We start from the raw sequence: 12173 nt of genomic DNA, 5'->3' as shown, positions 1-12173 counted from the left end.
GCCGACCCGCGCAGTAGGGTCGGTTTCGTGGCCGATCGGGAATTGCGCATTGCCGCGGGAATCGTTGCCGGTGGGGTCACGCTCGGCGTGGCCGAACTGCTGTCGGTGCTGGTCAGCCCCGACAGCACGCCCCTGCAGGCGGTCGGGGCGTGGATCGTCGACCACACGCCCGACGGATTCCGCGAATGGGTGATCGGGCTGGTCGGGACGAACGACAAACTGCTGCTGTTCGTCTCGATGGGAGTGGTCGCCTTCGTGCTGGCCGGTGTCGCCGGGGTCGTCGAACGCGAGAGGCGGCCGCTCGGATCGGTGCTGTTCGCGGTCTTCGGGCTGCTGTCCATCCTGGCCGCGCTGGGTCGGCCCAATGCCGCGTGGACCTGGGCGCTGCCGTCGCTGCTCGGCGTGATCGCCGGAATCCTGCTGCTGCGCAGCCTGACCGAGAAGATCACCCGGCTCGATGCGGGTGCCGGGGCGGACATGTCCGTCGAACGGCGGCAGGTCATGCGCGGGCTGCTCGTCGCGGGCGGGGCGGCGCTGGTCGGCGGTGTGGCCGGGCGGCTCATCGGTTTGCGGTCGCGCGACGTGTCGGCCGAGCGCGCCGACGTGCAACTGCCGACCCCGAGCGAACCGGAGCCATCGGTGGAACCCGGTGCGGACCTGAAGATTCCGGGCCTCACCCCGTATGTCACCTCGAACTCCGACTTCTACCGCATCGACACCGCGCTCACCGTGCCGCAGGTCAGCAAGGACGACTGGTCGCTGCGCATCCACGGCATGGTCGACCGCGAGATCCGGCTCACCTACGCCGATCTCGCCGCCAAGACCCCCATCGAGCGGCTGGTCACCCTGGCCTGCGTCTCCAATCCCGTTGGCGGCGACCTGATCAGCAATGCCCGCTGGCTCGGCTACCCGCTCAAAGACCTGATCGAGGCGGCCGGACCGCATCCCGACGCCGATATGGTGCTCTCCCGCAGCGTCGACGGCTTCACCGCGGGCAGTCCGCTGGCCGTGCTCACCGACGGCCGCGACGCCATGCTGGCCGTCGGCATGAACGGCGAACCGCTGCCCACCGCGCACGGGTATCCCGCCCGCCTGGTGGTGCCCGGGCTCTACGGATACGTCTCGGCCACCAAGTGGGTCTCCGAACTGGAGATCACCAGATTCGATCGCGCCGAGGCGTTCTGGACCAAACGCGGCTGGTCCGCCTACGGACCCATCAAAACCGAATGCCGCATCGACGTGCCGCGCGGCCACGGCACCATGCCGCCCGGCACCATCACCATCGCCGGGGTGGCCTGGGCCCAGCATCGCGGCATCAAGGGCGTGGAAGTCCGCATCGACCAAGGCGACTGGCAGCCCGCCCGCCTGGCCGTCGCCCCCTCCATCGACACCTGGGTGCAGTGGTCCTTCGACTGGAACGCCACCGCCAGCGGCCCCCACACCATTTGGGCGCGCGCCACCGATGGCACCGGCGAAACCCAAACCGACAAGCAACAGGACGTCGTTCCCGACGGGGCCACCGGATACCCCTCCCTCACAGTGCGAATCGGCTGAGATCCCCGCGTCCGCTCGGCCGGTCGCGCACGGCTCGCCGATGGTGCGCGGGGGAAAGTTCCGAACGGCTCGTTTGTCGGCGCGGGCGGTTTAGGATCGGCGCGGCACGTCGCCCAGTTCGCCCGTCCAGGAGCCGAGGGAGCGCGCATGACCGGAGTACTCGAGTGGGCACGGGCGGAAAACCTGCAGCCCGAACCGATCACGCTCGATGTCTGGAAGAAGCTACCCCGCGATTTCTGCCGTCTGGTGGAGGTCGTGAACGGCGATGTGGTGCGCGCCGAGTCGCAGCCGCTCGCGCACCGCAATGCCGCCCGCCGCCTGGCCTCCATGCTCGAGGCCGCCGCGGAAAACCATATGAGCCGCTACAACGACGGCTGGCTCTACGTCGGCGTCGACCAGGACGTGCTGCTCTGGGAACACCCGCGGGTCACCGTCCGGCGTCCCGACGTGGTGCTGTTCTCCTGTGCCCCAGCCGATGTCGGGCCCCTGCAGGCCCCGCGGGTGAAGGTCGCCATCGAGGTGGTGTCCCCGGCCACCGAGCGCGTGGACACCGCCGACAAACTGGCCGAGTACGCGCTCGCCGGAATCCCTTGGTACTGGCTGGTCTACATGGATCGCGACCGCGTGCACGCCATTCAGACCCATGTGCTGGTGCTGGGTCAGTACCGCCTGCACCGCCGCCTCACCCCGTTTGTGGGGGAGACCCTGGTGGATATGCCCATCGAGATCCGCGTCGATTGGACGCGTCTCATCGGGCTGATTCTCTGACACTTTGCTCAGAGAATGGAAAGCGCCGCCCACCGGGAGATCCCGGCGGACAGCGCTTTTCGTCGAGTGATCGGTCAGTGCGCGCCGATATTGGCTTTCGCCATATCGTCGGCCCGACCACCGGCCGACTTGCCGTGCCCGACGAACAGCGCCGAGGCGACGACACCGATCAGCAGGATCAGCGCGGGCAGATACATGGACTCGCTCAGCGCCGTGCTGATCTTCTCCAACAGCGGATCTCGCACCTGCGCGGGCAGATCGTGCAGGCTCTTGCCGCCCGCGCCCTCGCCGATCGGACCGCTCTGCAGGCCCTGCGCCGAGATGCGCGCCGTGAGCAGCGCGGAGATGGCGGCCGAACCCAGCACCGAACCGACCTGTCGGGTCGTGTTGTAGATGCCCGCACCCGCACCGGCCTGCTGCACCGGCAGATTGTGGGTGGCGGTGGAGGCCAACGGGGCCCAGATGCAGGCGTTCGCGATACCTGCCAGCCCGCCGACGATCATGAAGATCGGGATCGAGCCGTCCGGCTTCATGAGCGCGGCGAACCCGAACAGCGTCGCCGCGAAGACGGCGAATCCGACGGTCGGAATGACCCGCGGCGCGACCTTGTCGGAGATCTTGCCGATGACGGGCGCGAACACACCGGTCAGGATCGCCATCGGCGCGAACACCAGGGCCGAGCGGGTCGGCGACATGCCGTGCACCTGCTGCAGGTAGAAGTAGGCGGGCACGAACACGCCCGTCACCGCCGCGCCCATGGACGCGATGGCCAGGTTGGACAGTCCGAAGTTGCGGTCGCGGAACAGGCTCAGCGGCACCAGTGGCTCACCGGTATTGGTGGCCTGGTTCCAGATGAACAGGCCCAGCACCACCAGACCGGCGATGATCATGGACCAGATCCAGGCGTTCCAGTGGTGGGTATTGCCCTCCTGAATGCCGAAGACCAGCAGGAACATACCGATGGCCGAGAGCGCCACGCCGACCAGATCGAACTTGTGCTCGTGCGTGGGCAGCGACGGCACCAGCCAGAACGCCAGCGCGAAGGCGATGATGCCGATCGGCACGTTCACGTAGAAGATCCACTGCCAGCCCTGCCAGTCCACCAGCACGCCGCCCAGGATCGGGCCCACCAGCGTCGCGAGTCCGGCCACGCCGCCCCACAGGCCCATGGCCGCGCCGCGCTTGTCCGGCGGGAAGGTGCGGGTGATGACGGCCATGGTCTGCGGCGTCATCAGCGCCGCGCCCAGGCCCTGCACGGCGCGCGCCGCGATCAGCATGTCGATGGTGGTCGACTCGGCACACCACAGCGACGCCAGGGTGAACACGGTCAAGCCGACGAGATAGATGTTCTTGGGGCCGAAGCGATCTCCGAGTCGACCGGTGACCAGCAGCGGCACGGCGTAGGTCAGTAGATAGGCCGAGGTCACCCAGATGACGCTGGAGACATCGGCGTTCAGGTCCTTCATGATCGCCGGGTTGGCCACCGCGACGATGGTCATGTCCAGCAGGATCATGAAGAACCCGACGACCAGCGCGTAGAGCGCCAGCCACGGATTGCGTTGAGTAGTCATGGATTCCGATTCCTGTCTCGGAAGGGCGGCCGGGCACGGCCACCGGGGAAATCATCGATGGGCAAACCGCCGGGGCGGTGGTGAGTTATCGGGCACCACCCCTCCGGACGGCGGCGATGTCCTCGTCGGTGAGGGCCGCGGCCCAGTCGGAGCCCATGGTCGCGGCGGGCTGCGCGCTGCGCTCGCCGGTGTCGGGGCAGAAGTCCTCCCAGGCCAGCTCGCCGCTGGTCAGTTCGGCGATGAAGCCGTGCAGCCAGGCGACCTCCGCGGCCTGGACCGCGCGTACGTAGTCGATCTCGATCCAGAAGCGCCGGGGCACCTGCCGGGCCGAGACCATGCCGCGCAGCGCGTCGAGCTCCGCGATGCGGCTTTCGATCCAGGTGACGCGTTCGCGCACGAGCGCGACGACATCGTCCACGGGGAGATTGTGCGCCTCGGCCAGCGCCACCGGAAAAATCGGGTACTCGTTGACCGGTTGCCGCAGTAGCTCCGCGACACGGGCACGCAAGGCCTCTCGACCTGCGGATTTGATGCGGTAGATGGTTCGCTCGGGCCGGTTCCCGGCCCGGTCGGTGCCCTCGGCGACGACCAGTTCCTGCTCCGCCAGGCGGGCCACGGTGTGGTACAGCGACCCGGGCTTGATCTTGACCAGTTCGTCCTCGTGGCGGTGCAGGAGCACCTGATACATCTCGTACGGATGCATCGGGCCCTCCTCGAGCAGGGCCAGCACCGCGATCGCCAAGGGCGTCAGCATGGGTACCGCCTGCTTCCTGATCATCGCCGCCTCCTCCGCGCCAAATATTCCACGTGGAATATACGACGCGGAGGATTCCCGCACAACCCCCGCCCGGTCCCGCCCGTCGAAGTGTGAGGCCGGTCACCGACCGGTGAAATGCCTTGTCGTGGAGCAGTTCCCGACAAGCCACATTCAAAACTGGTCGGTAGCATCACCTTTCGCTAGGGAAGTAGTAGAAAGAGGTAACCCCCATGTCCGATCAGGATTCGAACACCCAGGACGCCGCCGCGGCGGGCATCGCCGCCATGATGGCCGCCTGGGACATCAAGGGCTCGGACGAGGCCAAGGCCGACGGGGACGCCCCGGAAAAGTAGCCACCCCCACCTACCGCCTCGCCCGAACTTCGATGTCTTCGGGCGAGGCGGTAGTGGTTGTCACCAGCTGTGCCGCAGCGCTTTTCGCGGGCTTGGACCTCGCGAGCCACAGGCCGGTGAAGACGGCGGTGGCCAAGGTGATGGCACCGGCTACGAGGAAGGCGCTGTCGAGACCGGTTTCGAATGACGCGCCACTGGATTGGCGCGTGCGGACGATGGCTCCGAGGACTGCGACGCCGAGGACCGCGCCGATCTGGCGGGTGGTGCTGCTGATGCCCGAGGCGAGGCCGCCCTCCTGCGGGCTGACCGCTTGAATGGCGGCTCCCGTCAGCGGGGACATGGTCAGGGCGAAGCCGGTGCCGACGATTCCCAGCCGCCACCACACGCTGTCGTAGCCGGTGTCGGCATGCACCATGCCGAGTGCCAGCAGTCCCAGCCCGGCCAGGGCCAGGCCCGCGGTGACGACGATGCGGAAGCCGTAGCGGGCGGCGAGCCGACCCGCGTACGGACTGACGACCACCATGGCCAGCGATACCGGCAGGGTTTGCAGCCCGGCGCGCAGGATCGAGCTGCCCTGCACGGCAACGAAGAACTGGGAGAAGAAGAACGACGAACCCATGAGCGCGAACCCCACCACGACCATGGCGGTGTTGGACACGGTGAACAAGCGCTCTCGGAACAGTCGCAGCGGCAGCATCGGCGCGGAACGACGCCCTTCGACGGCGACGAAGGCGGCCAGGACGAGCACCCCGGCGGCGAAGCTGCCCAGGATCACCGGCGAGGTCCAGCCGCGCGCGCCACCCTCGATCAGACCGTAGGTCAGCAACCCCACACCCAGGACGGACAACACGGTCCCCGGGACATCGATCGCGGGAGCGCTCGGATTGCGGGACTCCTCCAGGCTGCGCAGCCCGACCAGCAGCAGGATCGCGCCGATGGGCAGATTCACCAGGAAGATGGCGGGCCAGCCGAAGGCATCGGTCAGCACACCGCCCGCCACCGGGCCCGCGGCCAGACCGATTCCGCTGAATCCGGCCCACAGGCCGATCGCCTTGATCCGTTCCTGCGCAACGGGATAGGCGGCGGCGAGCAGGGCCAGCGAGGTGGGGGCTAGTGCGGCGGCTCCTATGCCTTGCAGCACCCGGCCGACGATCAGCCAGCCGAGCGAGGGTGCGAGGCTGCACAGCAGCGACGCGGCGGTGAACACCACGACGCCGGTCAGATACACCCGCTTGCGGCCGAACCGATCGGCGAAGATGCCGCCGGACAGCAGCAGCATGGCGACCCATAGGACGTACGCGTCGACGATCCATTGCAGACCGGTCAACTGGGTGTGCAGCCGCTGCTGCATATCGGGCAGCGCCGCTCCGACGATCGTGTTGTCGAGCAGGACCATGAATTGGCCGAGGCCGGTCACCGCCAGCAGGACGGCCCGGCTCGAGCGACTGCCTATGGATGCATGCGATAGGGCCAAGGGGATTCCTCTCGATCGATCTGCGCCCGAAAGGGATTGGCGCGCAGGGCGCTACACCTATCGGGCTTAACGCAATCAATGACTGCGTTAAGAGACTGTAGGGGCGGTGTCGCGTAAACGCAAGTGCTGACTGCGTTAAGGTGTCGGGTGTGAACGAGCGAGAGCCAGTCCGGCGGCCCGGTGGCCGCGCCGCCCGCGTCGGAGCGGCCGTGCACCAGGCCGTGACCGACCTGATCAGCGAGCGCGGCTACGGCAACTTCACCGTCGGCGAGGTCGCGGCCCGCGCGGGCGTGGCCGACAGCAGCATCTACCGCCGCTGGGGGAACCTGGAAAACCTGCTCGGCGACGTTGCGCTGCATCGCCTCAACGCTCAGTCGCCGATGCCCGACACCGGGAGCCTCGAGGGCGACCTGCGCACGTACGCGGCCCAGGTGGCCCGCGAGATCACCGGACCCGACGGACTGGCGGTGGTGCGCCTGGCCGTCGCCCTGTCGAGCAACGGTCAGGGCCTACAGGCTGGCGAGCACGTACTCGTCGAACGCACGCGACAACTACAGTCCATGCTCGATCGCGCCCACGACCGCGGCGAGCCCGCACTCGACGCATTGGACGTGCTCGACCACATCCTGGCCCCGATGTACATCCGTGTCCTCTTCGGCCTGGTCCCCCTCACCCCGGACTACATCGACGGTTTGGTCGACCGATTGTTCTGGCCCCGGCCCGAATAGGGCGGCCTGATCCGCCGGGGTTTGGATCGATAGCAAATTCGATTGGGGGACAGCCGATTCGCCGTGGGGTTACGGTTATTGATCGGAGATCGAGTGGGAGGGGTGCGGATGTTGAGCGTCATGCGATCTGAGGGGCATCGGGGGTTTCGCGGTGTGTTGAAGCGGGCCGTTACCGTCCTCGCGGCGGCCGCGATGGTGTCAGCCCTCGGGGTGGCGCAGGCGACGGTTGGCACCGGTAGGGCCGTGGCTGCGCCGTCGGGTGGGTACGAGGAATTGTGGGTGCCCTCCAGCATGGGGCCGATCAAGGTGCAGGTGCAGTGGGCCGCCCACGGTGGCAGCGCCGCGCTGTATCTGCTGGACGGGTTGCGGGCTCCCGGCGACCACAGCCAGTGGACGTCCGATACCGACGCGTTCCGCCAATTCGTCGGCGACGACGTCACTCTGGTGTTCCCGGTCGGCGGGCACTCCAGCTTCTACACCGACTGGCTGCGCCCGAGCAGCACCAACGGGCAGACCGTCACCTATCGCTGGGAGACCTTCCTCACCGAGGAGCTTCCCAACTTCCTTGCGGGCTACGGCGTTTCGCGCACCAACGACGCCATTGTCGGACCATCCATGGGCGGCAACGCCGCGCTGGTCCTGGCCGCCCACCATCGTCATCAATTCCGCTTCGCCGGATCGTTCTCCGGCTACGTGAATCCCACCTTCCCGCTGTGGAGCGAGGGCATGCGCGCCGCCATGCGCGACGAGGGCAATTTCAATCTCGACGACATGTGGGGCCCGGTCACGAGTCCGGCCTGGGCTTGGAACGACGCCACCGTTCAGGCCGAACTCCTGCGCGGTCTGCCCATGTACATCTGGAGCGGCAATGGCGTTCCGACCGCCGCGGACCTCCCCAGCGGCGCCGGCAACACGGTCAACGCCATGGCCTTGGAAGCCATGACCCAGACCGCCGCCCAGATCCTGCGAAACCGCCTCGCGTCCTTGGGAATCCCCGCCCGCGTCGACATCGGCCCCGGCACCCACACCTGGCCCTACTGGCAGGAAGCCCTCCGCACCGCCCGCCCGATGATCCTCGACGCCCTTTCCGCTCACTAACCTGCCGAAACGGCGCGGGGCCGGATCTCGTGAGAGATCCGGCCCCGCACTGGGTTTCGTGACAGTTAGGCCGTCGGGGTGAAGGCCTCTTCGATGATCTCGGCCTGCTCCACGGCGTGCACCTTGGACGAACCCGAGGACGGGGCCGACATGGCGCGGCGGGAGATGCGGCGCAGCTTGCCGAAACGGGCCGGGAGGATCTCCGGGAGGTTGAGGCCGAAGAAGGGCCAGGCGCCCTGGTTGGCCGGTTCCTCCTGGACCCACGCCAGATCGGTGGCGTTGGGGTACTGCTCCAGGGCCTCGTTGAGGCGGAACTTCGGGATCGGGTACAGCTGCTCGACGCGCACGATGGCCACGTCGTCGCGGTTGTGCTTGTTCTTCTCGGCCACCAGCTCGTAGTAGATCTTGCCGGAGGTGAGCAGCACGCGCTTGACCTTCGAGCGGTCGCCATTGCCCGACTCGTAGGTGGGCTCCTCGAGCACGGTACGGAACTTGTTGTCCGTGAAGTCCTCGACCTCGGAGACCACGGCCTTGTTGCGCAGCATGGACTTCGGGGTGAAGACCACCAGCGGGCGGCGGATGCCGTCCAGCGCGTGGCGGCGCAGCAGGTGGAAGTAGTTCGACGGGGTGGAGGGGACCGCCACCGTCATCGAACCCTCGGCGCACAGCTGCAGGAACCGCTCGATACGACCCGAGGTGTGGTCGGGACCCTGGCCCTCGTGACCGTGCGGCAGCAGCAGCACGACCTCGGAGAGCTGACCCCACTTGGCCTCACCGGAGGAGATGAACTCGTCGATGATGGACTGCGCGCCGTTGACGAAGTCACCGAACTGCGCCTCCCACAGCACGAGTGCGTCCGGGTTGCCCAGCGAGTAGCCGTACTCGAAGCCGACCGCCGCGTACTCCGACAGCGCCGAGTCGTGCACCGCGAACCAGCCCGGGTTCTTGGACCCGATGTTGTGCAGCGGGGTGTACTCGTTGCCGTTCTTGCGGTCGATGATCACCGAGTGGCGCTGCGAGAAGGTGCCGCGACGCGAGTCCTGACCGGTCAGGCGGACGGCCTTGCCCTCGTCGATGAGCGTGCCGAAGGCCAGCAGCTCGGCCATGGCCCAGTCGACCTTGCCCTCGTAGGCCATCTCGCGGCGCTTCTCCAGCACCGGCTTGACGCGCGGGTGGACCGTGAAGCCTTCCGGCACATTGACGAACGCGTCGCCGATGCGCTGCAGCACCGTCTTGTCCACCGACGTCACGAGGTTCGGCGGCAGCTGCTGCTCTTCCTCGATCGACTCCGAGGCCTCCGGCGGGAACTTCTCCAGCTCGCGCACCTCGTTGAAGATTCGCTCCAGCTGACCCTGGTAGTCGCGCAGGGCGTCTTCGGCTTCCTTCATGGAGATGTCGCCACGGCCGATCAGCGATTCGGTGTACGCCTTGCGGACCGAACGCTTGGTGTCGATCACGTCGTACATGCCCGGCTGGGTCATCGACGGGTCGTCGCCCTCGTTGTGGCCGCGGCGGCGGTAGCAGATCATGTCGATCACGACATCGCGGTTGAACTTCTGGCGGTAGTCGACGGCCAGCTTGGCCACCCACACGCAGGCTTCCGGATCGTCGCCGTTCACGTGGAAGATCGGCGCGCCGATGAACTTCGCGATATCGGTGGAGTATTCGGTGGAGCGCGAGAACTCCGGCGCGGTGGTGAAGCCGATCTGGTTGTTCACCACGATGTGCACGGTGCCGCCGGTGCGGTAGCCGCGCAGGCCCGACAGGTTCAGCGTCTCGGCCACGACACCCTGGCCCGCGAAGGCCGCGTCACCGTGCAGCATGAGCGGCACGACCGAGAACGACCGCGCCTCTTCACCCTTGGTGACGATGTCTTCCTTGGTGAGCAGATCCTGCTTGGCGCGAACCAGACCCTCCAGCACCGGGTCCACGGCCTCGAGGTGCGACGGGTTGGCGGTCAGCGAGACCTCGATCTCGTTGTCGCCGAACATCTGCAGGTAGGTGCCGCGCGCGCCGAGGTGGTACTTCACGTCGCCGGAGCCGTGGGTGGCGGCCGGGTTCATATTGCCCTCGAACTCGGTGAAGATCTTCGAGTAGGGCTTGCCCACGATGTTCGCCAGCACGTTCAGGCGACCGCGGTGCGGCATACCGATGACGACCTCGTCGAGCCCGTACTCGGCGCACTGGTCGATCACGGCGTCCATCATCGGAATGACCGACTCCGCGCCTTCCAGCGAGAAGCGCTTCTGGCCAACGTATTTGGTCTGCAGGAAGGTCTCGAACGCCTCGGCCGCGTTGAGCCGGGACATGATGTACTTCTGCTCGGCCACAGACGGTTTCGCGTGCTTCTGCTCCACGCGCTCCTGAATCCACTTGAGCTGCTCGGGATCCAGGATGTGGGTGTATTCCACACCCACGTGGCGGGCGTAGGCGTCGCGCAGGATGGACAGCACGTCGCGCAGCTTCATGCGCTCCTGGCCGTGGAAGCCCGCGACATTGAATTCGCGGTCCAGGTCCCACAGGGTCAGGCCGTGCTGGGTGACATCCAGGTCCGGGTGCGAGCGGAACTTGTCCTTCACCAGCCGCAGCGGATCGGTGTCGGCCATCAGGTGGCCGCGGCTGCGGTAGGCGTTGATCATCTCCTGCACGCGGGTCGACTTGTCGATGCCGCGTTCCTGAATGTCCTTGCGCCAGCGCACCGGCTCGTAGGGGACACCCATGCCGTGGAAGATCTCGTCGTAGAACTCGTCGGAGATCAGCAGGTTGTGGATGGTGCGCAGGAAGTCGCCGGACTCCGCGCCCTGGATGATGCGGTGGTCGTAGGTCGAGGTCAGGGTCATCAGCTTGCCGACGCCCAGCTCGGCCAGCTGGCCGTCGCTCATGCCCTGGAACTCGGCCGGGTACTCCATGGCGCCCGCGCCGATGATCGCGCCCTGGCCCTGCATCAGACGCGGCACCGAGTGGTTGGTGCCGATGGTGCCCGGGTTGGTGAGCGAGATGGTGACGCCGGAGAAGTCGTCATTGGTGAGCTTGCCGTCGCGGGCGCGGCGCACGACATCCTCGTAGGCGCTGTGGAACTGCGCGAACGTCATGGTCTCGCAGTTCTTGATGGCCGCGACCGCGAGCGAACGGTTGCCGTCCTTGCCCTTGAGGTCGATGGCCAGGCCGAGGTTGGTGTGCGCGGGGGTGACCGCGTTGGGCTTCCCATCGATCTCGGCGTAGTGCCGGTTCATGTTCGGGAAGGCCTTGATGGCCTGCACGATCGCGTAACCCAGCAGATGGGTGAAGGAGATCTTGCCGCCGCGGGTACGGGCGAGGTGGTTGTTGATGACCAGACGGTTGTCGATCATCAGCTTGGCCGGAATGGCGCGCACCGAGGTGGCGGTGGGGATGGCCAGCGACGACGACATGTTCTTGACGATCGCCGCGGCGGGGCCACGCAGCACCTTGGTCTCGTCCTCGGCGGCGGGCTTCGGACCGCCGGAGGTCGGGGCCGCGTTGGAGGTCGGGGCCGGGGTGGTCTGGGGGGCTCGAACCTGAGCGGGAGCCGGAGCCGGGGCGGGCGCAGCGGGGGCGGCCGGAGCGGGAGCGGGGGGAGCTACAGGGGTGGAGTTGGCGGCGGGTGCGCTCTGGGTGGTTCCGGGGGCAGATGGAACTGCGGCGGGGGCCGGAGCGACGGCGGTGGCCGCCTGGCTGTTGTTACCGTCGGCAGTGTTCTCCGGCGTGTAATCCGCCAGGAACTCGTGCCAGCTCTCGTCGACGGACGAGGGGTCTTGCTTGTACTTCTGGTACATCTCGTCGACAAGCCACTGGTTCTGTCCGAACTGGTCTGTTGAGCTGCTCACAGCAGGTGTTCGCCTCATTTCGTTC

Annotated in this window: 9 protein-coding genes; 5 read left to right on the top strand and 4 right to left on the bottom strand. The window is 67.3% G+C overall.

Annotation, left to right across the window (positions count from 1 at the left end):
* Nucleotides 1-27 precede the first annotated feature (27 nt).
* Both VMT40_RS18715 and VMT40_RS18710 read left to right on the top strand, forming a co-directional pair.
* Nucleotides 28-1554 carry a molybdopterin-dependent oxidoreductase gene (locus VMT40_RS18715; RefSeq protein ID WP_326359607.1) on the top strand — a complete coding sequence of 509 codons (1527 nt, stop codon included), beginning with the start codon at nucleotides 28-30 and terminating at the stop codon, nucleotides 1552-1554.
* A 147-nt stretch (nucleotides 1555-1701) separates the two neighbouring features.
* A complete protein-coding gene (locus VMT40_RS18710; RefSeq protein WP_326359606.1) occupies nucleotides 1702-2322 on the top strand; it encodes a Uma2 family endonuclease in 621 nt (206 codons plus the stop codon).
* Nucleotides 2323-2396: 74 nt separating this feature from the next.
* On the opposite strand, the gene VMT40_RS18705 is transcribed toward VMT40_RS18710, so the two are convergent.
* A complete protein-coding gene (locus VMT40_RS18705; RefSeq protein ID WP_326359605.1) occupies nucleotides 2397-3893 on the bottom strand; it encodes a DHA2 family efflux MFS transporter permease subunit in 1497 nt (498 codons plus the stop codon).
* An 85-nt stretch (nucleotides 3894-3978) separates the two neighbouring features.
* Nucleotides 3979-4671 carry a PadR family transcriptional regulator gene (locus VMT40_RS18700; protein ID WP_326359604.1) on the bottom strand — a complete coding sequence of 231 codons (693 nt, stop codon included), beginning with the start codon at nucleotides 4669-4671 and terminating at the stop codon, nucleotides 3979-3981.
* Between the two features lie 209 nt (nucleotides 4672-4880).
* Here VMT40_RS18700 and VMT40_RS18695 point away from each other — a divergent pair, with 209 nt between their 5' ends.
* Complete coding sequence (locus tag VMT40_RS18695; protein WP_326306546.1) at nucleotides 4881-5003, top strand: hypothetical protein; 123 nt, start codon at nucleotides 4881-4883, stop codon at nucleotides 5001-5003.
* A gap of 10 nt (nucleotides 5004-5013) precedes the next feature.
* Here VMT40_RS18695 and VMT40_RS18690 read toward each other — a convergent pair whose 3' ends face one another.
* On the bottom strand, nucleotides 5014-6477 hold the full coding sequence (locus tag VMT40_RS18690; protein ID WP_326359602.1) for an MFS transporter: 1464 nt from the start codon (nucleotides 6475-6477) through the stop codon (nucleotides 5014-5016).
* Between the two features lie 149 nt (nucleotides 6478-6626).
* On the opposite strand from VMT40_RS18690, the gene VMT40_RS18685 reads away from it, so the two are divergent.
* Nucleotides 6627-7205, top strand: coding sequence for a TetR/AcrR family transcriptional regulator (locus tag VMT40_RS18685; RefSeq protein ID WP_326359601.1), 579 nt, complete (start codon nucleotides 6627-6629; stop codon nucleotides 7203-7205).
* A 120-nt stretch (nucleotides 7206-7325) separates the two neighbouring features.
* Entirely contained in the window at nucleotides 7326-8303 is a 978-nt protein-coding gene (locus tag VMT40_RS18680) for an alpha/beta hydrolase (protein ID WP_442790008.1), read from the top strand.
* 65 nt (nucleotides 8304-8368) lie between these two features.
* On the opposite strand, the gene VMT40_RS18675 is transcribed toward VMT40_RS18680, so the two are convergent.
* Nucleotides 8369-12166 (bottom strand): multifunctional oxoglutarate decarboxylase/oxoglutarate dehydrogenase thiamine pyrophosphate-binding subunit/dihydrolipoyllysine-residue succinyltransferase subunit, encoded by a 3798-nt coding sequence (locus tag VMT40_RS18675; protein WP_326359599.1) that lies wholly within the window; start codon nucleotides 12164-12166, stop codon nucleotides 8369-8371.
* Nucleotides 12167-12173: the final 7 nt, after the last annotated feature.

The sequence above is a fragment of the Nocardia sp. CDC160 genome (genome assembly GCF_035818795.1).
Taxonomy (GTDB): domain Bacteria; phylum Actinomycetota; class Actinomycetes; order Mycobacteriales; family Mycobacteriaceae; genus Nocardia.
This window is presented reverse-complemented; position numbering and strand designations above follow the sequence as displayed.